The following is a 21,466-nucleotide window of genomic DNA, read 5'->3' as shown; positions in this document are numbered from 1 at the left end:
GCCTCACAGCTCGGTGGCGTTGGGGGTTCTCACTCTTCTGGGGGCCTTGACGTGGTGGCTGCCCTCCACGTCGAGTGACGGCCGGATCCATTTCACGGCCGACAACGTCGTGGTGCTGGCCGCCATCCCGCTCGTCGGGCCCTTCGGCGTGGGGGTGGTCGGTCTGGTCATGGCCGGCCTGACCCGTCGGCGCATCCCCGTGCATCGTCGCGTCTTCAACATGGCGATGGCGTCATCCTCGGCCATGATCGGTGGCCTGGCCTACCACCTCGTCGGGGGGTCGCTCGACGTCGCGGAGCTTCACGGCATGCTGCCGCTCGTGCTCCACGTCGGACTTCCCATCGTCGTCGCAGACGCGGTGAACCTCCTCGCCAACGCGCTGCTGGTGGCGGGTGTGGTCCGGCTGTCGGCAGGTGTGCCACTCCAGCTGCAGCTCGTGGACATGCTGACCAGCTCGGGGTTGACCCAGTTCGCCTACGGGGTCATCGCCTTCATCATCGTCGTCATGTGGCTGCCCGGTGAGCTCGGGCCGGTCGCCCTGCTCGTGGGCCTGGCACCGTTGGCTGGTGCCCGCTGGGCACTCCTGCAGTTCGGCGAGGAGCGTGACGCCCGCGAGCGTGCCCTCGGTGCCCTCGTGACGGCGATCGAGACAAGGGCTCCGATCCTCGACGGCCACAGCCGGCGCGTCTCTACTCTGGCAGGGCTCATGGCGCAAGAGCTGGGGCTGGGTCCCCGGGATGTCGCCGACATCCGCACGGCTGGGCTGCTCCATGACCTCGGGCGCGTCATCGTCGCGCCCGGCCAGGAAGGATCCGACCGAGGAGACAGCGCCGCCGTTCGGGGTGCCGCCATGCTGCAGGGCCTGCCCTTCCTGCACGGCGCCTCCGCGGTGATGGAGGAGGTCGCGAGGGCCCCCGAAGCCGGGGCGCCGCCCTCTGTCGCGGCCGACATCGTGCGCGTGGCCGACAGGTACGACCTGCTGCTGCACGATGCGCACGATCCGGTCAGCTCGCACCTGGCTCTGTCGCACCTGCGGAACCGGGACGTCGTCTCGGCCGGGAGTGACCGGGTCCTGGCCTCCCTGTCCCGCGTGGTGAGCCAGCAGGACCGCTCCGACGCCGACGCTTTCGAGACACCATGACACGCGCATGGCATCTGGGTCTGCCGGCTCGGAGAGCCGACGGGCGTCTGCGCAGGGCCGAGCCTGCGGTCCTCGCCCTCGGGGCACTCACGGTCGGATGGTCTCTGCTGACGGAGTCGTCCCGCCTGGGCGTCACGGTTCGCGAACATGCCGCCGTGCTGGCAGCCTTCGCCGTCGCGATCGTCATCGGTGAGCAGCTTCGCATACAGATGCCGTCCGGACGGGTCACGGCTCCGGTCTCGACAGCGTCAGCCATCGCGTTGGCCGTTCTCGGACCTCTCGACGGCAAGCCGATGTTCGACGTCCCCGTCGGCATCGTCGCCCTGGTGGTGGCGGCCTCCCTGGTCCTCGGGGCTCTCCTGCGGCTGGTGCGCCACCTGCACGTCGGCTGGTACGTCGTGGCAGCACGCACCGTGGGGGTGGTGGTCACCGCCGCGTTCCTGCGTGCCGCACCACTGGAGGGCTCGGGACGGTGGTCCTGGGAGATCGACCACGCGCGCCCGGCCTGGGTCGTGGCCGTCGTCATGCTCGGAGCTGCCGCGGCGGGTCTCTTCGTCGAGATCCTCCTCACCGGGTTCGTCCGCGCCCAGCGCCACGGGCTGCCGGTCGCAAGCACCCTCAGCGAGGAGCTGGAGGAGGCCCAGGCGCTGACCCTGGGGCTCCTGGCGGCTGGCCCACTCGTGGCGTTCCTGGCGCCAGAGGTCGGCCTGCTCGCCCTGCCACTCGGCCTGCTCCCGATGGTCCTCACCTACATCGCGGTGCGTCGCTACACCACCAACCGCGAGACCTACCGGCAGACGATCGCGACCCTGTCCCGCCTCACCGAGGTCGCCGGCTACACCCCCGAGGGCCACGCTGCGCGCGTCGCCAAGCGCTCGGTCACCATCGCTCGCTCCATGGGCCTGCGGGCGGAGGATCTCCAGGACCTCGAGTATGCCGCCCTGCTCCACGACCTCGGCCAGGTCGGACTGCGCTCACCCATCCCCGACGGTGCCACGGTGCTCGCGGCTCCGGACGACCAGCGACGCATCGCCTCCGAGGGCGCGCGCATCGTGCGCCGCACCGAGGTGCTCGGTCGGGTGGCCGACCTCATGGAGCGACAGACGACCCCGTTCCGGCACGTGCGCGAGTGGGGTGAGAAGGTGCCCCTCGAGAGCCGGATCATCAAGGTTGCCAACGCCTTCGACGACTACTCCCACGGCCGCACGGACCACACCTCCGTCGAGGCCGCCCTCGAGCGGATCCACCTCGGGCTGGGCTACGAGTACGACCCCGAGGTGGTCGAGGCCCTCATCCGATCGGTGTCGCTGCCTGCATCCGGCCCCAACGGCATGAGCTGACCTGCGGCTGGCGCCACGGGCTGCCATCACGGGCTGCCATCACGGGTTGGTCCCACGACGCTCAAGGCCCCGGCACGTCCTGTGCCGGGGCCTTGCGCGCAGTCCTGCTGGCCGGTCAGGCCTGCTTGGTCTCCTTGAAGATCGCGTCGATCTCATCGATCTTCGAGAGGAGCTCGTCGGCCTTGGCGGCGTCGAACTGACCCTTGGTGCCCGAGGCGCCGGCGAGCTTGGTGGCCTCGTTGATGAGGGTGTGCAGGTTGGGGTACTTCTCGAAGTGCGGCGGCTTGAAGTAGTCGGTCCACAGCACCCACAGGTGCTCCTTGACGAGCTGCGAGCGCTGCTCCTTGATGAGCACCGCCCGGGTGCGGAAGTCGGGGTCGTCGTTGTCGGCGACCTTGGCGATGATTCCCTTGATGGACTCCGCCTCGATGCGGGCCTGGGCGGGGTCGTAGACACCGCACGGCAGGTCGCAGTGGGCGCTGACATCGGTGACACTGAACAAAGCGGGGAGGCGCATGAACGTCCCTTTCGTTGGGCTGAGTTGTCGGCCACTTCCCAACCTACAACGCGGCGCTCGGTCGCAGTCAGCCCGTATGCCGTGTGCTCACCTTCCCCGGCCGGGGCCAGAGGCGTGCCACGACCGTTGCCAGCACGTCGTCCGGCGCGATCGACCCCACGTCGAAGGACGTCACGCCCTCGCGCGGGTTGTCACTGTCGAGCCACCAGCGGCTGCCTTCAACGGGATCCGGCCCGGTGATCCGCTTCACCGAGACAGGGCGGTCTGCCCCCGCCCGGTCCGGGGGCAGGTGCACCACCGCCACGCAGCCGCGCCGGGGGCGAGCTCCCCACAGCGTGAGGAGGAGGTCACCCTCGTGCAGGGTCGGTTCCATGGACCGCCCGCGAACGCGCACGACGCGGGGGCGGGGGATCGAGGACGGGACCACGCGGCTGATTGTGGCATTGCGCACGCGGCGGTCCGCAGACACGGCGCCCGGGCCCGTGCGAGGATGACATCGCGCGGCACACCTCCCGCACCACGTCGACCCTGCACCCGGGGTTCGGCCCCGCCGCACCGATGTCATCGGTTGCGCGTCGTCCTCCGTGTTGGGAGCCCCGTCATGTCAGCGTCTCCGTCGTACTCGAGCTTCGACTTCGAGAGTCCGGTGTTCCGGGCCCACGAGGGCGGCAAGCTCGGCGTACACGCGACGCAGCCGTTGCGCGGCCGCGAGGACCTGTCGTTGCTGTACACCCCTGGTGTCGCTGACGTCTGTCGTGCGATCGCCGAGGACCCGAGCCTCTCGGCCCGCTACACCGCACGCCGCAACACCGTCGCGGTCATCACCGACGGGACCGCAGTGCTGGGGTTGGGAGACATCGGCCCGCTGGCCGCGATGCCGGTGATGGAGGGCAAGGCGATCCTCTTCAAGCACTTCGGCGCCATCGACGCCGTGCCCGTGTGCATGGAGACGGGCACGGTGGACGAGCTCGTCGACGCGATCGCCAGGCTCGCCCCGTCCTACGGCGGCATCAACCTCGAGGACATCTCGGCGCCGCGCTGCTTCGAGATCGAGGACCAGCTCAAGGAGCGCCTCGACATCCCCGTCTTCCACGACGACCAGCACGGCACGGCCATCGTCGTCCTCGCCGGACTCATCAACGCAGCCAAGGTCGTCGACCGCGCGCTCGCCGAGCTCCGCGTCGTCGTGGCCGGTGCCGGAGCGGCCGGGGTCGCCGTGACCGGGCTGCTCCAGCGGGCTGGCGTGCGCGACGTCGTCGTCTGCGACTCGCGCGGCATCATCTCGCCCTCACGCACCGACCTCACCGGGCACAAGCACCGCATCGCGGCATCCACCAACCCGCGTGGGCTCTCGGGCCAGGTCGCAACGGCGTTGGTCGAGGCCGACGTCTACATCGGCGTGTCCGGTGGCACCGTGCCCGAGGCGGAGATCGCCCGGATGAACGCGAACTCCATCATCTTCGCGCTCGCGAACCCCGACCCCGAGGTGCACCCCGACGTGGCCCACCGCCACGCCGCCGTGGTGGCCACTGGCCGCTCGGACTTCCCGAACCAGATCAACAACGTGCTCGCGTTCCCCGGCATCTTCCGGGGGGCCCTCGACTCGGGAGCAAGCCAGATCACCGAGGCGATGAAGCTGGCGGCTGCCGAGGCGATCGCGGCCATGGTTGCCGAGCCCACGGCGGACGAGATCGTGCCGAGCGTCTTCGCTCCGGGCGTGGCGGACACGGTGGCTGCGGCCGTGGCCAACCTCGCCTGAGCGCGGCGCTCACTCGCGGACGGCGCCGGCGATCTCCTGGATGCCGTCCGCGGCGATGCCGCAGCAGCCGCCGATGAGGGCCGCGCCCAGCTCCTGCCAGCGGTGGAGGGCCTCGGGGGCGAAGCGGGACGAGCCGTCGTCGGTCCACGTCTTGGTGTCGGCGTCGTACGATGCTCCGGCGTTGGGATAGACGACGTAGGGCACCGAGGGACTGGCCGACGCGAGCAGCTCCTCGATGTGGGCGGGAGCCGTGCAGTTGACACCCACGGCGATGGCGGACCCGCGCACCACGTCGACGGCCTCGGTGAAGGGAGCCCCGCCCGTGAGCCGTGCATCCGCCGTCGCCGAGAAGGACACCCAGTAGGGCAGGGACGGGGCGATCTCATCGAGGAGCTGCACCACGACCTCGGCCTCGCCGAGCTCGGGGATCGTCTCCACCGCGACGAGGTCGGGGGAGGCGGCGACGAGCCGCTCGAGGCGACGAGCGTGGAAGTCGCGCAACGAGGAACGACCCACGTGCGGGTAGCCGGTGTACTCGGAGCCGTTGGCCAGGGCCGCTCCGTAGGGCCCCACCGAGGCTGCGACGAGCGCCCGCCCGTCGGCAGCCTCGCGTGCCAACCGGACCGAGGCCCCGAGGTCTGCATCGCACTGCTCGGGCGTGAGACCGGCCGCGGCATAGCCGATGTGGCTCGCCTGGTAGGACGCCGTGATGAGCACCTGGGCCCCTGCTTCGACGAAGCCCCGGTGCGCTGCCACGACCCCAGCGGGGTCTTCCCGCAGCAGCCGGGCCGACCAGAGGCTCCCGGACAGGTCGTGGCCACGTGCCTCCAGTGCGGTCGAGAGCCCTCCGTCGAGGACGACGGTGCCTGTGGAGAGCAGTTCCTGGATGGTCATCGCCACATCGTCGCACCGCTGGCGCGACGCCTTGAGTAGGGTCGGGACATGCTCGCTGCCTACGCCGCCTCACAGTCCGCTGACGACCCCCTGTCGGGGCTGGAGGTGGCCGAGCGACCGGACCCGCAGGAGCGTGACGGATGGGTCGTGGTCGACCTCAAGACGTCCGCGCTCAACCACCACGACGTCTGGTCCCTGCGCGGTGTGGGCCTTTCGGCGGACCGGCTCCCGATGGTCCTCGGATGCGACGGGGCAGGGATCGACCCCGACGGCAACGAGGTCCTCATCCACTCCGTCATCCCCTCGGACGGGTGGCATGGCGACGAGACCCTCGACCCACGACGCACCTTGCTCTCCGAGCTGCACGACGGGACCCTGGCCACCAAGGTGGCCGTGCCGCGCGCCAACCTCGTCGCCAAGCCCGCCGAGCTCAGCTGGGAGCAGGCGGCCTGCCTGCCGACAGCCTGGCTCACGGCATACCGGATGTTGTTCACGAACTCGGGGGTGCAGCCCGGGGGCTCGGTCCTCGTCCAGGGTGCGGCCGGTGGCGTGGCCACCGCGCTCGTCCAGCTCGGCGCTGCAGCCGGCATGCGCATGTGGGTGACCAGCCGCGACGAGGCCAAGGGTGCCCAGGCCGTCTCGCTCGGCGCAGACCGCGCCTTCGCCTCGGGGGAGCGGCTCCCCGAACGGGTCGACGCCGTGATGGAGACCGTGGGTGCCGCGACCTGGTCGCACTCCGTCAACGCCCTGCGACCGGGCGGCACCATCGTCATCTCGGGCGCGACCTCGGGAGACGCTCCCGCCAAGGCCGAGCTCACCAAGATCTTCTTCAAGCAGCTGCGCGTCGTCGGTTCCACCATGGGCACACATGAGGAGCTGCAGAAGCTCGCGAACTTCGTTGTGGCACAACGTATCGAGCCCCTCATCGACTCCGTCGTACCTCTCGCCGACGCCCGCGAGGGTTTCGCCAGGATGGTGGAGGGTCAGGTCACCGGCAAGGTCGTGTTCACAGCCTGAAACCTGCCTTGGGCGCGCTCAGATCTGGAGCCACTCGTTCCAGCCGTTGTGCAGGACGAGCCAGGCGATGAGGCCGTAGCCGGCCTGTCCGGGGTGGTGTCCGTCCCGGCTCGCGGCCAGCTCCGAGCGCCACTGGTCGTGCCCCAGCAACGGGTGGAAGCAGTCGACGAAGGGCACGGACCGGCGGGCGCACACGTCGGCCTGCGCCTCGACGAGGATGGCGAGCTTGTCGTTGAACGCCTCGTCACTGGTGGGCGGGCTGCTCACGACCAAGGCGGAGACGCCGGTGCTGGCCGCTTCGTCCAAGATGTTGGCCAGGTTGAGGCGGTGTCGAGCGAGCGTGACACCGGCTGCGATGTCGTTGGCGCCGTAGGAGATCACGAGGCGGCGTTCGCTGCGCGACTTCCAGCGGGGCGGGCACTCGGTGTGCCAGCGGGTGAGCACGTCGCCGCTCGTCTGTCCGCGGACCCCGAGGTTGTATGCCGTGAACTCGACCTCGGGGTGCGACGTGCGACCCACGACCCGCGTCACCCATCCCTGCCCCTTGGGGTCCCCGACACCGGCCACGAGGGAGTCGCCCATGAAGACGATGGCGACGTCACGCGGCCCCTCGCCGGCCATGCTGAAGTCGGCGCTCGGACGGAACTCGATGTCGCTGTGGGACCCCTCGCCCGAGGAGTCCGGATGTGCGATCTGGTCGGTCATGTGTCAGTCGTCCTCATCGTCGAGCCGAGCCAGCCAGGTGGCGAGCCGCTCGACGGGGGTCTCGAAGTCGGGGTGGAGGTCCACGAAGGTGCGCAGCTGCTCGGCGAGCCAGGCGAGGGTGACCTCTTCGTCGCCCCTGCGCGCCTCGAGCTCCTCGATGCCTCGGTCGGTGAAGTACACCAGCGAACCCTAACGCGCGCAGCCGAGGGAGCTGAGGACCCACGCCCGAGGCGCCCACAGGCCTCCCCTTTTCCGGCTGATCACACAAACGGAGCGTTCGGCCCGGAACAGTTCCGGGCCGAACGCTCCGCTTCCCGGATCAGCCGGAAAAGGTGGTGCGGGGTCAGCGGGTGAAGGCGGCCGCGACGAGCTCGGCCTGCTCCTCCTGGTGCTTCTTGTTCGACCCGGTGGCGGGCGAGGCCGACGCCTTGCGCGACAGGACCCGCAGCGGGCGCTGGACACCGTGCTCGGCGAGCGCGTCCGGCAGGTTGAGTGCCAGGAACGGCCACGCACCCTGGTTCTGCGGCTCGTCCTGCACCACGACCAGCTCGGCCTCGGGGTACTTGTTGAGCTCGGTCGCGAGCTCGGCACCCGGGAGCGGGTAGTACTGCTCCAGGTGCAGGATCGCGGTGCTGGTGTCGCCGCGCTTGGCGCGCTCGGCCTCGAGCTCGTGCACCGCCTTGCCTGCCGCGAGCAGCACCCGGTCCACGGTGCCACTGGTCGCTCCCTCGCGGTCGGGCAGGACCGGTCGGAAGGTGCCCGTGGTGAAGTCCTCGGGCATGCTCGACGCCGCCTTGAGGCGCAGCATCGACTTCGGCGTGAAGACGATGAGCGGGCGGCGGGGGCGGGCGTAGGCCTGACGACGCAGCAGGTGGAAGTACGACGCCGGAGTCGTCGGGTAGGCCACCGTCATGTTGTCCTCGGCGCACATCTGCAGGAAGCGCTCGATGCGGGCGGAGGAGTGGTCCGGGCCCTGTCCCTCGTAGCCGTGGGGGAGCAGGAGGACGACGGAGGACCGCTGTCCCCACTTCTGCTCCGACGAGCTGATGAACTCGTCGATGATCGTCTGGGCGCCGTTGAGGAAGTCGCCGAACTGCGCCTCCCACAGGACAAGCGCGTCGGGACGCTCCACGGAGTAGCCGTACTCGAAGCCCAGGGCCGCGAACTCCGACAGCAGGGAGTCGTAGACCCAGAACCGCGCCTGGCCCTCGCCGAGGTAGAGCAGCGGCGTCCACTCGAGGGCCGTGGCCTTGTCGATGAGGACCGCGTGACGCTGCACGAAGGTGCCACGGCGGCTGTCCTGACCGGCGAGGCGCACCGGGGTGCCCTCCTTGAGCAGGGAGCCGAAGGCGAGCAGCTCGCCGGTGGCCCAGTCGATCCCGCCCTGGCTGACGCTTGCCACCCGCTTCTCGAGCATCTGCTGCAGCTTGGGGTGGACGGTGAAGCCGTGAGGCGGGTTGGCGAACACCTCACCGATGGCCTTGAGCTCCTCGGGGGAGATCGCCGTCTCGGTGGCCGAGCGCGTTGCGGCGTCGGTCGTCTGGGCCGTGGGCGGCTCGAGACCGGTGTGGCCCTCGACGTCGGTCCCGGCGTAGCTGTCGTCGCTCCTGGCGGCGGCGTCGGCCTCGTTCTGCTTGAGGGCTTCCTTGGTCTCGACGAAGACGCGCTCGAGCTGCTGCTGGTAGTCGCGCAGCGCCGCCTCTGCGTCCTCGAGCGTGATGTCGCCCCTGCCGATGAGCGACTCGGTGTAGAGCTTGCGGACGCTGCGCTTGGCCTCGATGAGGCTGTACATGAGCGGCTGGGTCATCGAGGGGTCGTCCCCCTCGTTGTGACCGCGGCGGCGGTAGCAGACCATGTCGACGACGACGTCCTTGGCGAACTCCTTGCGGAACTCGTAGGCGAGCTCGGCGACGCGCACGCACGCCTCCGGGTCGTCACCGTTGACGTGGAAGATCGGCGCCTGGATCATCCGGGCGACGTCGGTCGAGTAGGTCGAGGACCGCGACGAGCTCGGGGAGGTGGTGAACCCGACCTGGTTGTTGATGACGACGTGGACAGTGCCGCCGGTGCGGTAGCCGCGCAGCTGCGAGAGGTTGAGCGTCTCGGCGACGACACCCTGGCCGGCGAACGCCGCGTCACCGTGGAGGAGCACGGGCAGGACGGTGAAGTCCTCTCCCGCGAGGTCGAGGCGGTCCTGCTTGGCGCGCACGATGCCCTCGAGCACCGGGTTGACGGCTTCGAGGTGCGAGGGGTTCGCGGCGAGGTAGACCTTGGTCGTCGCACCGCCCTCGGCGGTGAAGGTGCCCTCGGTGCCCAGGTGGTACTTGACGTCACCGGAGCCCTGCACGGACTTCGGGTCCTGCTTGCCCTCGAACTCGCGGAAGATCTGGCTGTAGGACTTGCCGGCGATGTTGGCGAGGACGTTGAGCCGGCCGCGGTGGGGCATGCCGATGCACACCTCGTCGAGGTTGTCCTCGGCGGCGCGGGACAGGACCCGGTCGAGCAGCGCGATGACGGACTCGCCACCCTCGAGCGAGAAGCGCTTCTGTCCGACGAACTTGGTCTGGAGGAACGTCTCGAACGCCTCGGCCGCGTTGAGCCGGCGCACGATGCGCAGCTGCTCCTCGCGGGTCGTCTTGGCGTAGCCGACCTCGATCTTGGACTGGATCCACCTGCGCTGCTCGGGGTCCTGGATGTGCATGTACTCGACGCCGATGCTGCGGCAGTAGCTGTCGCGCAGGATGCCGAGGATCTTGCGGAGCTTGAGGAAGGGCTGCCCGCCGAAGCCACCGGTGGCAAAGGAGCGGTCAAGGTCCCACAGCGTCAGTCCGTGGCTCGTGACGTCGAGGTCCTGGTGGCGTCGCTGCTTGTACTCGAGCGGGTCGGTGTCAGCCATGAGGTGGCCGCGCACGCGGTAGGCGTGGATGAGCTCCTGCACCCGCGACACCTTGTTGATGTCGTCGTCGTGGCTGGCCGAGATGTCCTGCACCCAGCGCACCGGCTCGTAGGGGATGCGCAGGCTCTCGAAGATCTCGTCGTAGAAGCCGTTCTCGCCCAGGAGGAGCTGGTGGACCACGCGCAGGAACTCGCCGGACACGGCACCCTGGATGATGCGGTGGTCGTAGGTGCTCGTCAGCGTGAGGATCTTGGAGACGGCGTCGCGGTTGAGGGTCTCCTCGCTCGCGCCCTGCCACTCGGCCGGGTAGTCCATCGCGCCGACGCCGATGATCGCGCCCTGGCCGGCCATGAGGCGCGGGACGGAGTGGACGGTGCCGATGCCACCGGGGTTGGTCAGGGAGATCGAGGTGCCCTGGAAGTCCTCGACCGTGAGCTTGTTGGTGCGGGCCTTCTTGACCATCTCCTCGTAGGCGGTCCAGAAGTGCGCGAAGTCCATCGTCTCGGCGGACTTGATGGAGGGCACGAGCAGCTGCCGGCTCCCGTCGGGCTTCTCGAGGTCGATGGCCAGGCCGAAGTTCACGTGGGCCGGGGTGACGAGTACCGGCTTGCCCTTCTCGTCGGTCGTGAAGCCGGAGTTCATCGACGGGATGACGCCCAGGGCCTTGACGACCGCGTAGCCGATGAGGTGGGTGAAGCTGACCTTGCCACCGCGCGAGCGCGCGAGGTGGTTGTTGATGACGATGCGGTTGTCGACGAGCAGCTTGGCCGGGACCGCCCTCACGCTCGTGGCGGTCGGAACTGCCAAGGACGCCTCCATGTTGGTCACGACGCGCGCGCTCGCACCACGGATCGGCGTGGTCTCCGGGGCGTTGACCGGGGACTCGGACTTGGCGGGCGCAGCGTCGCGCGGCTTGGGAGTGCCTGCAGGGGCCTCGGCCTTGGGGGTCTCGGCCTGCGGTGCTGGGGCCTTCGGGGTCTCTGCCTTGGGCGCCTCGGTTTTCGCAGTCTCAGCCTTCGGTGCTTCGGCCTTCGCGGTCTCGGCCTTCGGTGCTTCGGACTTGGGTGCCTCGGCCTTGGGTGCTGTAGACGGAGCCGGTGCCGACGACGCCGCCTTCTCGGCCTTGCCGTTGCCGCCGGTGGGACCACCGCTGCCTTCGGGGGTGTAGCTCGCGAAGAAGTCCCACCACGCCTTGTCGACCGAGTTCTTGTCCTTCTGGTACTGCTCGAACAGGTCGTCCACCAGCCACTCGTTCGGGCCGAATGCGGTGAGGGGGTCGGTCGGAGTGGGCTGGTCAGGCACGGCGGCTACGCCTCTTTCTGCGGGTTGGCAAACGACGTTCACGTGTGCGGTCAGCCTATCTCTCCACCCCTAGCCGACGGGCGTTGGTCCAGCCAGCGTGGCTCGCCCGTCCCACGACACGAAAACCAGCGGGTATGCCGGGTGGCTCGCACCCGGCATACCCGCTCTGCTTCTCCAACCGGCCCGGTTCGAGAAGTGGCGTGCTGGTCCTAGGAGATGTCCTGGTGCACGGTGCGCCACGTGCCGATGGCGCTGAGGACGGCGGCGTAGGCAGCGAGGACGAGGGCGGCCGTCCACCAGCTCAGCGGCTGGACCGCGTTGTCGCCGCCCTGCGTGACCCCGCTGACCATCGCGTTCGTTGCCTGGCTCGGCATGAACTTGGCGATGTGCTCATGGCCGAAGTCCCAGAATGTCAGCGCGAAACCGGCAAGCGGTTCGACGATCTGCGCGACGCCGATGGCGATGAGCAGGGCAGCGACCTGGTTGGGGATGAGGATGCCGACCCCGAGGCCGATCAGCGCCCACAGCCCGAGGACGAGCAGGCTGAGCGCGAGCGCGCGCAGGACCTCGGCGCTGGGAAAGGGATCGAACCCACGCGACTTCAGGACGATGGCTCCGGCGATCACGGAGCCGACGAGCGAGATGAGGCCGTAGAGCGCGCCGATGCCGAGCAGCGCGACGATCTTGGCGCCCATGACCCGTGCGCGCTGCGGCGTGCTCAGGAATGTACTGGTGATCGTCTTGTGGCGGTACTCGGAGCCGATCTGCATGATGCCGATGACCAGGGTCAGCGTGTAGCCGATGGTCAGGCCAGAGGTGTAGACGCTGTTGGCGATCTGGAGTGGCGAGCCGGTCGGCTGGCCCGCGTCGATCGACTCCTGGGTTGGCGGGATCGTGAGCAGGAAGCCGAAGAGCACGGCAAAGAGCGCAGCCGCGATGAAGATCGCGATCGCCATGCCCCACCACATGCGGGTCGTGAAGAACTTGCGGAACTCGGACTTGATGGCAGGGCCCATCACTCGTTCGCCCCTTCCCTGCCGGAGATGGCATCGGGCTCGACGGGGACGTGGTCACCGGGCTGGCCGGGGTTTCCGTCGCCGAGGTTGCGGTTGGTTCCCTCGGTGAGCTCGAAGAACAGCGCCTCGAGGTCGGCCTTGCGGTCGCGCAGCTCCCAGATGGGGAGCCCGGCGCGCAGGGCCACGTCACCGACGAGCTGCTTGTCGGTCGTCTCGGCGATGAGCTCGCCGTCGGTGCCGGGGGAGGAGAGGACGTCGGCCACGCGCAGGGCGCCGGCGAGCTGCTCGGCGTCGGAGGTGCGCACGATGGTCGAGGGCTTGCCGCGCAGCTCCGACATCGCGCCGGAGCGGACCATGCGGCCGTTGGCGATGATGACGACGTCGTCGACCGTCGCCTCGACCTCCTGCAGGAGGTGGCTGGAGACCAGGATCGTCTTGCCCTCGGCGCTGAGGTGGCGGAGGAACCCTCGCAGCCACCGGATGCCCTCGGGATCCAGGCCGTTGGACGGCTCGTCGAGGATGAGGACGCGGGGGTCACCGAGCAGCGCAGCGGCCAGGCCGAGGCGCTGCCGCATGCCCATGGAGTACTCACCGGCGCGCTTGCGCGCAGCAGCCGGTATGCCGGTCAGCTCCAGGAGCTCGTCGACCCGGCTGTCGGGCAGGCCACCGGCAGCGGCGAGCACCCGCAGGTGGTCGCGTCCGCTGCGCCCCGGGTGGAAGTTCGTCGCCTCGAGCGCCGAGCCCACCACGGACTGGGGGTGGGCGAGGTCGTGGTAGTTCTGCCCGTCGATGGTCGCCGTGCCCGAGCTCTGGTGGATGAGCCCGAGCAGCATGCGCAGGCTGGTCGTCTTGCCGGCGCCGTTGGGGCCGAGGAAGCCGGTGATCCGGCCGGGTTCCACATCGAAGCTCAGGTGGTCGACGGCGATGAAGGACCCGAAGATCTTGGTGAGGTCACGCACCTCGATGCGTGCGCCGGTGGTTGTCGAAGCAGCGGTCATCGAGCGCTGCCCCCGGGCTGGGAAAGTCTGGGCATGGCGCCAGTCTCGCAGCCTCCCGCCGCGTCAGGGTCAACCGTGCGGTGGAGCGGGGTCCGTCACGAGGATGACGACGCGGGTGTGCGGGCGGCTCTGTCACCCGGGCCTGCGCACCTTCCCTAGGATGGGCGCACTATGACCGAGTGGTTACTCGTCCTTGCCGGCGTCGCGCTGACCTTGGGGACCGCCCTGTTCGTCGCCGCAGAGTTCGCCCTGGTCGCGCTGGACCGGCCCACCGTGGAGAAGGCCGTCGAGCGCGGGGACGGGGGAGCCCGCTCGGTGCTCACCTCACTGAGGGCGCTGTCGACCCAGCTCTCCGCGTCCCAGGTCGGCATCACCCTGACCACGCTCGTCCTCGGCTTCCTCGCCTATCCCTCGATCGGCAAGTTGCTGCTCGGTCCGCTGGAGTCGCTCGGCCTCAGCGGGTCCTCGGCGCAGAAGGTGGCCTCGGTGCTCGCGATGGCCATCGCCACCGTCTTCTCGATGATCATCGGCGAGATGGTGCCCAAGACGCTCGCGATCTCGACGCCGCTGGCCACCGCGAAGTGGGTGGCCGGGCCGGTGCGGTGGTTCGCGCTCGCCTTCAAGCCCTTCATCTGGGTGCTCAACGGCACGGCCAACTCTGCGTTGCGCGCGATGGGAGTCGAGCCCCAGGAGGAGCTCTCGGCGGCCAGGAGTCCCGCGGAGCTGGCCTCGCTCGTGCGCAGCTCCGCGGAGGCCGGCACCCTCGACCTCGGGACGGCGCGCCTCGTCGCGGCGTCCCTGACGTTCGGCGCCCAGAGCGCGGCCGACGTCATGACCCCGCGCTCGCGGGCCACGGCGATCGACCGCTCCGCCTCGGCTCGTGAGTGCGTCGAGCTCGCGCGACAGACCGGGCACTCGCGCTTCCCCGTCATCGACGACGACTGGGACGACGTTGACGGAGTCGTGCACGTCAAGAAGGCCATCGCGGTGCCTCACGAGCGCCGCGACGACGTCCCCGTGTCGGCCCTCATGACTCCACCCCTCGTCGTGCCGGAGACGATCCGTCTCGACCCGCTGCTCATCCATCTGCGCGACAGCGGCCAGCAGTTCGCCATCGTCGTCGACGAGTACGGCGGGACGTCCGGCGTGGTGACGCTGGAGGACTTGGTCGAGGAGATCGTCGGCGAGGTGTCGGACGAGCATGACCGGAGCCAGACGACCGGTCGCCGCTCCAGCGACGGCTCGTGGACCGTGCCCGGCCTGTGGCGACCCGACGAGGTCCTGCGGCGCACCGGCATCACAATCCCGGAGGGGCCCGCCTACGAGACGGTGGCCGGGTTCGTCATGTCCGAGCTCGGGCGCGTTCCCCACGTCGGTGACGTGGTCGAGCTGCCAGGCTGGCACATCGCGGTCATCGACATGCAGGCCCGCAGGGTGGACCGGCTCCGCTTCACTCCGGTTCCCGCCGAGGGTGATGCCGCCACCGGCCCCGACGAGGCACAGGAGGGGGCGCCCGCATGAGCCCGGGAACCATCTTCATCACCGTCGTCCTCCTGCTCGCGAACGCCTTCTTCGTCGGCGCCGAGTTTGCCGCGATGTCGGCTCGCCGCAGTCAGCTCGAGCCGCTCGCGGAGGAGGGCAACAGCCGTGCCCGCATCGCGATGGAGGCCATGTCGCGCACCGGGATCCTGCTCGCCACAGCCCAGCTCGGCATCACGGTCTGCTCGGTTCTCCTCGGTGCCGTGTCGGAGTCGGCGTTCCACCACGCGCTCGTGGGGCCGGTCGAGGCCCTCGGAGCACCCGAGGCCGCAGCGGATGTCCTGGCACTCGTGCTCGCCCTGCTCATCGTGGTCTTCCTGCACGTCGTCGTCGGCGAGATGATCCCCAAGAACCTCTCCATCGCGACGCCGGAGCGCGCGGCCATCGCGCTGGTTCCCGCCCTCGTCATGGTCTCCAAGGTCGTCAAGCCGGTCATCAGCGCGATGGACTGGGTCTCCAAGGTCCTCGTCAGGGCTCTGGGAGTCGACCCCAAGGACGAGCTCGCGTCGGCGTTCACCGCCGAGGAGGTCGCCCAGATCGTCTCCGAGTCGCACCGCGAAGGCCTGGTGGAGGCGGAGCAGTACGGACTCCTCGGCGCGGCACTTGAGTTCAGCGACAAGGACGCCGGTGATGTCGGAGTGCCCCGCGAGAACCTCGTCACCGTCGGTCTCGACGCCACGCCCGACGGCATCGAGCGCCTCGTGGCCCGGCACGGGTACTCCCGGTTCCCGGTCGTGGACGCCGGCGGGACGCTCTCGGGCTACCTCCACCTCAAGGACGTCCTGTTCGCCGACGAGGAGGAGCGGCTCCAGCCCGTGCCCTCCAAGCGCATCCGCAGGATGGCCAACGTCCGGCGCGACGACGAGGTCGAGTCGGTGCTCGCCACCATGCAGCGCACCGGTTCGCACCTGGCCCGGGTCGTGGCCGAGGACGGTGAGGTGCTCGGCGTCGTTTTCCTCGAGGACGTCATCGAGGAGCTCGTCGGCGAGGTCACGGACAGCTCCCAGCGCAGCTGAAACCCCGACTTATTGCCCGTTGGGACAGTTGCGAGCGCAGCGAGTCACTGTCCTAACGGGCAATCAGTCGCATGGGGCACCAACGAACAAGGCCCCGAACCAGCGCTTCGCGCGGTTCGGGGCCTTGGTCGTTGGTGCCCCGTCGGCGCTCTCACTCCGTTCGAAGCGCCTGTGACTTCTGCCGGGGGACGCGAAAGGCCGGTGAATCGACACTCCGTGTCATTCACCGGCCTGCTTCGCGTGCCCCCGGCAGGATTCGAACCTGCGCTCCCGCCTCCGGAGGGCGGTGCTCTATCCCCTGAGCTACGGGGGCTCGAACCGTCCGCATGCTGGAGATTCGTGCCGTTCTGGGATGCTCAGGGAGGGTAGCAGCCTAGAGTTCTCGGTATGGAATCCGGTCCTGCTGTCGTGGCTATCACGCCTCGTCCGCTGGTCATGGTGTGCGACGACATCGAGTCGATCCGGGCCATCATCCGGATCAACCTCGAGCTCGAGGGTTTCGACGTCCTCGAGGCCACTGACGGGCACGAGGCGATGAGCCACCTCATCGACCCCGCAGCCCGGGTTCCCGACGTGATCGTGCTCGACGCACAGACGCCCCGACGTGACGGTTGGTGGGCCATCGCGGCCATCCGGGCCCACCCGCGGCTCAAGGACGTCCCGACCATCCTCGTGACCGCGTCGACGACGGCGCACGACCGCAGCGAGGCAGCCCTCGCCGGTTTCGACTCGTTCGTCGCCAAACCGTTCGACCCCGCCGACCTCGTGGAGGTCATCTCACGCCTCGCGGCCGAGGGACGACCGCAGATACCCGGCCAATAGACTTCGCGGGTGACTCCCGAAGAACTCTCGTCCGCGATCCGGGCTGCCCTGCTCGAGGCCTCCGCCGCTGGTGACTTCACCGCCGACATCCCGGCCGAGGTGCGCGTGGAGCGACCCAGGAACCGTGACCACGGCGACTGGTCCACCAACGTCGCCCTCCAGCTCGCCAAGCCGGCGGGTATGCCGCCGCGAGACCTCGCGACGCGCCTCGCCGAGCGCCTGACCGCGATCGACGGCATCACGCAGGTCGACGTCGCAGGTCCCGGCTTCCTCAACATCACCCTCGATGCCGCCAGCGCCGGCGAGCTCGCGCGAAGCATCGTCGAGAGCGGCACGGCATACGGGAAGAACGACTCCGAGGCCGGCCACACCATCAACCTCGAGTTCATCTCGGCCAACCCGACCGGCCCGCTGCACATCGGGCACACCCGGTGGGCAGCGCTGGGTGACTCGATGCGGCGACTGCTCGCGGCGTCGGGGGCAGACGTCACGGCCGAGTACTACATCAACGACGCCGGCACCCAGATGGACAAGTTCGCGCTGAGCGTCCTCGCCAGTGCCAAGGGCGAGCCCACTCCGGAGGGCGGCTACCCCGGCGCCTACATCGGTGACCTCGCCGAGATCGTGACCCAGCAGCGCCCCGACCTGCTGGAGCTGCCCGACGACGAAGCCGTCGCCGTCGCCCGGCCCCTGGCCTACGAGGCGCAGCTCGCCGAGATCCAGCAGACGCTCGAGCGGTTCGGGGTCTTCTTCGACGTCTGGTTCTCCGAGCAGGAGCTGCACGACGGCGGTGCGGTGGAGCAGGCCGTCGCCCGGCTCCGCGAGCAGGGGCACGTCTACGACAAGGACGGTGCGGTGTGGCTGCGCACCACCGACTTCACCGACGACAAGGACCGGGTGCTCATCCGCGCGGACGGGGAGCCGACGTACTTCGCCGCCGACGCCGCCTACTACCTGAGCAAGAAGGACCGCGGCTTCACCGAGAAGATCTACCTCCTCGGCGCCGACCACCACGGCTACATCAACCGGCTCAAGGCGATCGCGGCGGCAGCGGGTGACGACCCGGACGTCAACATCGACGTGCGGATCGGCCAGCTGGTCAACCTCAACGGCGCCAAGCTGTCGAAGCGGGCCGGCAACATCATCGAGCTGAACGACCTCCTCAGCTGGATCGGGACCGACGCCGTTCGCTACTCGCTGGCGCGCTACCCCGCGGACAGCCCCCTGTCCCTCGAGGGTGAGGAGCTGCGCAAGCAGACCAACGACAACCCCGTCTTCTACGTCCAGTACGCCCACGCCCGCACGGCCAACGTGTCGCGTCTCGCGGGGGAGGACGGCGTGCGCCGCGAGGACGGCTTCGACCCCGCGCTGCTCGCCGACCCGACCGAGGCCACCCTGCTCGCCACGCTCGGCGACTTCCCGCGCGTCGTCGCCCAGGCGGCGCACCTGCGCGAGCCCCACCGTGTCGCGCGCTACCTCGAGGACCTCGCCGGCCGCTACCACAAGTGGTACGACACCTGCCGGGTGCGGCCGATGAACGCCGAGGAGGAGGTCACCGACCTCCACCGCACCCGGCTGTGGCTCAACGACGCCACGCGCCAGGTGCTCGCCAACGGCCTCGACCTGCTCGGCGTCAGCGCGCCCGAGCGCATGTGAGGGACTGACCGATGCGCTCGCACGAGGCCGGTGCCCTCCACGCCGACGGCTACGGCGGCCCGCCGCTCTACCTGCCGTTCCCCGACGACGTCAACGCGCTGCTGCCGCAGCTGTGGCCACACTCCGTATGCCGTGACGGCGAGGGCCGGGTGACCGTCGCCGGTCTCGACGTGGTGAGCATCGCGCGCGACTTCGGCACTGCGGCATACGTCGTCGACGAAGGCGACTTCCGCGCCCGGGCGAGGGCCTACCGCGACGACTTCACGGCACCGTTCCAGACCGTCTGCGGAGGTGCCGACGTCTACTACGCGGGCAAGGCGTTCCTCTGCACGGCCGTCGCGACCTGGGTCGCCGAAGAGGGTCTCTCGCTCGACGTGTGCAGCGGTGGCGAGCTCGCCGTGGCTCGCCGCGCTGGCTTCCCCGCCGAGCGGATCGGCTTCCACGGCAACAACAAGTCCCTGACCGAGATCCGTGACGCCCTGGACTACGGCGTCGGCCGGATCGTCGTCGACTCGTTCATCGAGATCGAGCGGGTGGCGCAGGTCGCGGCCGACCTGGGTGTCGTCGCACCGGTGATGATCCGGGTGACGGTCGGCGTCGAGGCCCACACCCACGAGTTCATCGCGACCGGGCACGAGGACCAGAAGTTCGGCTTCAGCCTCTCCGGCGGGCAGGCCCTCGAGGCGGCCAGGGTGGTGCTGGCGCACGACACCCTTGACCTGCGGGGTCTGCACTCCCACATCGGTAGCCAGATCTTCGACACCGGGGGCTTCGAGATGAGCGCGAGGCGCCTCGTGGGGCTGCACGCGCAGATCGCCGACGAGCTCGGGCACCACAGCCCCGAGATCGACCTCGGGGGCGGGTTCGGCATGGCCTACACGTCCCAGCACACGCCCCTCGATCCGGGTGAGCTCGGGGAGCAGCTGGCGGACATCGTGGGCCGCGAGTTCAAGGCGATCGGCGACGGTGACCTCACGCGCGTGCCCAGGGTGTCGATCGAACCCGGTCGCGCCATCGCCGGCCCGTCGACGTTCACGCTCTACGAGGTCGGCACCGTCAAGCCGGTCGAGCTCGGTGACCACCACTCCCGGACGTATGTCTCCGTCGACGGGGGCATGAGCGACAACGTGCGACCCGCGCTCTACGAGGCCGACTACTCGTGCACCCTGGCCAACCGGCGCTCCGATGCCGAACCGATGCTGGCCCGTGTCGTCGGCAAGCACTGCGAGAGCGGCGACATCGTCGTGCAGGACGAGTGGCTGCCGGCCGACACCCAGCCGGGCGACCTCATCGCCGTCCCCGGGACCGGCGCGTACTGCCGCGCCCTGTCGAGCCAGTACAACCACACCCCCCGTCCACCTGTGCTCGCGGTCCGAGACGGCAAGGCACGGGTCATCGTGCGTCGTGAGACGATCGACGATCTGCTGGCTCTCGACGTCGGGAGCAGCTGATGTCGCAGCTCAATGATGTCGCTGGCCGGGTCGAGGCCGTGACGCCCGAGGAGATCCCCGCCGAGATGGCTTCCCCCACCAGCACGCCGCTGCCCACCCTCAAGGTTGCCCTGCTCGGGTGTGGTGTCGTCGGGTCGGCGGTCGCGACCATGCTCGTGCGCAACGGGGACGACCTGGCCTCCCGGGTCGGTGCTCGGCTCGAGCTCATCGGCATCGCCGTGCGGCGACCGGAACGTCCCCGCCCCGACGTTCCTGTCGACCCCTCGCTCTTCACCGCTGACGCCGACACCCTGGTACGCAGCGCCGACGTGGTCATCGAGGTCATCGGCGGCATCGACCCGGCACGTGAGCTCATCCTCACCGCCATGAAGCACGGCGCGTCGGTGGTCACCGCCAACAAGGCGCTCCTCGCCGAGGACGGGCCCACGCTCTATGCCGCCGCGGCCGAGAACAACGTCGACCTCTACTACGAGGCGGCTGTTGCCGGGGCGATCCCGATCGTGCGACCCATGCGGGAGTCCCTCGTCGGTGACGACGTGCAGCGGGTGCTGGGTATCGTCAACGGCACGACCAACTTCGTCCTTGACAAGATGGACAGCACCGGCGCCGGCTTCGCCGAGACCGTGGAGCAGGCGCAGGCCCTGGGCTACGCCGAGGCCGACCCGACGGCCGACGTCGAGGGTTTCGACGCCGCCGCCAAGGCAGCCATCCTCGCGTCGCTGGCCTTCCACACCCGGGTCTCGATCGACCAGGTCCACCGCGAGGGCATCACCGAGGTCTCCGCTGCCGACATCCAGGCGGCGCGCGAGATGGATGCGGTGGTCAAGCTGCTCGCGATCTGCGAGCTGGTGCGCGACGACTCCGGCGCTCCCAGCGCCGTGAGCGTGCGCGTCCACCCGGCCATGATCGCGCGCAGCCACCCCTTGGCCTCTGTCCGTGACGCCTACAACGCGGTGTTCGTCGAGGCGTCGGCTGCCGGCGAGCTCATGTTCTACGGCAAGGGTGCCGGTGGTGAGCCGACCTCGTCCGCCGTCCTGGGCGACGTCGTCGCCGTGGCTCGACACCGCCTCGCCGGTGGGCACGGGCCCGCCGAGTCGGCCTACGCCGACCTGCCGGTCGCCGCGATGGGGCAGGCGACCACGAGGTACCACATCAGTCTTGCGGTGGCCGACCGCCCGGGCGTCCTTGCCCAGGTCGCCTCCGCGTTCGCCGAGCACGGCGTCTCGATCGAGACCGTCCGTCAGCGGGTGCTGGGTGAGGGCGACGAGTCACGTGCGTCCCTCGTCATCGTCACGCACCATGCGACGGACTCGGCGCTGGCCGCCACCGTCGATGCCCTCACCGGTCTGGACACGGTCGACGCCGTCGTCTCGTGGATGCGCGTGGAAGGAGCCTGA

General features: G+C 69.7%; 18 protein-coding genes and 1 tRNA gene. 10 read left to right on the top strand and 9 right to left on the bottom strand.

All coding sequences use genetic code 11. From position 1 onward, the window contains the following. The first annotated feature begins 46 nt into the window (after positions 1-46). Both ASG74_RS06180 and ASG74_RS06175 read left to right on the top strand, forming a co-directional pair. On the top strand, positions 47-1,141 hold the full coding sequence (locus tag ASG74_RS06180; protein ID WP_056140281.1) for an HD-GYP domain-containing protein: 1,095 nt from the start codon (positions 47-49) through the stop codon (positions 1,139-1,141). A 155-nt stretch (positions 1,142-1,296) separates the two neighbouring features. Then, positions 1,297-2,481 (top strand): HD-GYP domain-containing protein, encoded by a 1,185-nt coding sequence (locus ASG74_RS06175; RefSeq protein WP_156465302.1) that lies wholly within the window; start codon positions 1,297-1,299, stop codon positions 2,479-2,481. Positions 2,482-2,596: 115 nt separating this feature from the next. On the opposite strand, the gene sodN is transcribed toward ASG74_RS06175, so the two are convergent. Further along, positions 2,597-2,998: a superoxide dismutase, Ni gene (gene sodN, locus ASG74_RS06170; RefSeq protein ID WP_056140276.1), complete on the bottom strand. Its 402-nt coding sequence runs from the start codon at positions 2,996-2,998 to the stop codon at positions 2,597-2,599. Between the two features lie 67 nt (positions 2,999-3,065). Further along, positions 3,066-3,425, bottom strand: a complete 360-nt coding sequence (locus ASG74_RS16875; RefSeq protein ID WP_200942539.1) for a S24/S26 family peptidase — start codon at positions 3,423-3,425, stop codon at positions 3,066-3,068. Positions 3,426-3,599: 174 nt separating this feature from the next. On the opposite strand from ASG74_RS16875, the gene ASG74_RS06160 reads away from it, so the two are divergent. Further along, the gene (locus ASG74_RS06160; RefSeq protein WP_056140271.1) at positions 3,600-4,757 is read left to right on the top strand and encodes an NAD(P)-dependent malic enzyme; all 1,158 of its coding nucleotides are present in this window, start codon (positions 3,600-3,602) and stop codon (positions 4,755-4,757) included. Between the two features lie 9 nt (positions 4,758-4,766). Here ASG74_RS06160 and mmuM read toward each other — a convergent pair whose 3' ends face one another. Further along, positions 4,767-5,651, bottom strand: coding sequence for a homocysteine S-methyltransferase (gene mmuM, locus ASG74_RS06155; RefSeq protein WP_056140268.1), 885 nt, complete (start codon positions 5,649-5,651; stop codon positions 4,767-4,769). Positions 5,652-5,699: 48 nt separating this feature from the next. Here mmuM and ASG74_RS06150 point away from each other — a divergent pair, with 48 nt between their 5' ends. Continuing rightward, the gene (locus ASG74_RS06150; RefSeq protein WP_056140265.1) at positions 5,700-6,668 is read left to right on the top strand and encodes a zinc-binding dehydrogenase; all 969 of its coding nucleotides are present in this window, start codon (positions 5,700-5,702) and stop codon (positions 6,666-6,668) included. Positions 6,669-6,686: 18 nt separating this feature from the next. On the opposite strand, the gene ASG74_RS06145 is transcribed toward ASG74_RS06150, so the two are convergent. From ASG74_RS06145 to ASG74_RS06130, 5 genes are all read right to left on the bottom strand, one after another. Beyond that, the gene (locus ASG74_RS06145; RefSeq protein WP_056140263.1) at positions 6,687-7,373 is read right to left on the bottom strand and encodes a GDSL-type esterase/lipase family protein; all 687 of its coding nucleotides are present in this window, start codon (positions 7,371-7,373) and stop codon (positions 6,687-6,689) included. Between the two features lie 3 nt (positions 7,374-7,376). Then, positions 7,377-7,553, bottom strand: coding sequence for a DUF6104 family protein (locus tag ASG74_RS17415; RefSeq protein WP_200942538.1), 177 nt, complete (start codon positions 7,551-7,553; stop codon positions 7,377-7,379). A gap of 163 nt (positions 7,554-7,716) precedes the next feature. Next, positions 7,717-11,571, bottom strand: coding sequence for a multifunctional oxoglutarate decarboxylase/oxoglutarate dehydrogenase thiamine pyrophosphate-binding subunit/dihydrolipoyllysine-residue succinyltransferase subunit (locus tag ASG74_RS06140; protein ID WP_056140261.1), 3,855 nt, complete (start codon positions 11,569-11,571; stop codon positions 7,717-7,719). A 209-nt stretch (positions 11,572-11,780) separates the two neighbouring features. Then, a complete protein-coding gene (locus ASG74_RS06135) occupies positions 11,781-12,587 on the bottom strand; it encodes an ABC transporter permease subunit (RefSeq protein WP_056140258.1) in 807 nt (268 codons plus the stop codon). Further along, on the bottom strand, positions 12,587-13,585 hold the full coding sequence (locus ASG74_RS06130; protein ID WP_056140254.1) for an ABC transporter ATP-binding protein: 999 nt from the start codon (positions 13,583-13,585) through the stop codon (positions 12,587-12,589). Before ASG74_RS06130 ends, ASG74_RS06135 begins: the two co-directional genes overlap by 1 nt. A gap of 171 nt (positions 13,586-13,756) precedes the next feature. Between ASG74_RS06130 and ASG74_RS06125 the strand changes: the two genes are divergently transcribed. Both ASG74_RS06125 and ASG74_RS06120 read left to right on the top strand, forming a co-directional pair. Then, on the top strand, positions 13,757-15,106 hold the full coding sequence (locus tag ASG74_RS06125; RefSeq protein ID WP_056140253.1) for a hemolysin family protein: 1,350 nt from the start codon (positions 13,757-13,759) through the stop codon (positions 15,104-15,106). Continuing rightward, positions 15,103-16,140 (top strand): hemolysin family protein, encoded by a 1,038-nt coding sequence (locus ASG74_RS06120; protein WP_056140250.1) that lies wholly within the window; start codon positions 15,103-15,105, stop codon positions 16,138-16,140. The genes ASG74_RS06125 and ASG74_RS06120 overlap by 4 nt, the downstream gene beginning before the upstream one ends. A 241-nt stretch (positions 16,141-16,381) precedes the next feature. On the opposite strand, the gene ASG74_RS06115 is transcribed toward ASG74_RS06120, so the two are convergent. Next, positions 16,382-16,453: transfer RNA gene (locus ASG74_RS06115), tRNA-Arg, on the bottom strand. A 74-nt stretch (positions 16,454-16,527) separates the two neighbouring features. On the opposite strand from ASG74_RS06115, the gene ASG74_RS06110 reads away from it, so the two are divergent. From ASG74_RS06110 to ASG74_RS06095, 4 genes are all read left to right on the top strand, one after another. Further along, the gene (locus tag ASG74_RS06110) at positions 16,528-16,962 is read left to right on the top strand and encodes a response regulator (RefSeq protein ID WP_235498842.1); all 435 of its coding nucleotides are present in this window, start codon (positions 16,528-16,530) and stop codon (positions 16,960-16,962) included. Positions 16,963-16,971: 9 nt separating this feature from the next. Then, entirely contained in the window at positions 16,972-18,618 is a 1,647-nt protein-coding gene (gene argS, locus ASG74_RS06105) for an arginine--tRNA ligase (RefSeq protein ID WP_056140248.1), read from the top strand. 11 nt (positions 18,619-18,629) lie between these two features. Then, on the top strand, positions 18,630-20,069 hold the full coding sequence (gene lysA, locus ASG74_RS06100; RefSeq protein WP_056140245.1) for a diaminopimelate decarboxylase: 1,440 nt from the start codon (positions 18,630-18,632) through the stop codon (positions 20,067-20,069). Between the two features lie 65 nt (positions 20,070-20,134). Continuing rightward, the gene (locus ASG74_RS06095) at positions 20,135-21,466 is read left to right on the top strand and encodes a homoserine dehydrogenase (protein ID WP_056143211.1); all 1,332 of its coding nucleotides are present in this window, start codon (positions 20,135-20,137) and stop codon (positions 21,464-21,466) included.

Origin of the sequence: Knoellia sp. Soil729 (genome assembly GCF_001427985.1) — a bacterium.
Classification (GTDB): Bacteria; Actinomycetota; Actinomycetes; order Actinomycetales; family Dermatophilaceae; genus Knoellia.
This window is presented reverse-complemented; position numbering and strand designations above follow the sequence as displayed.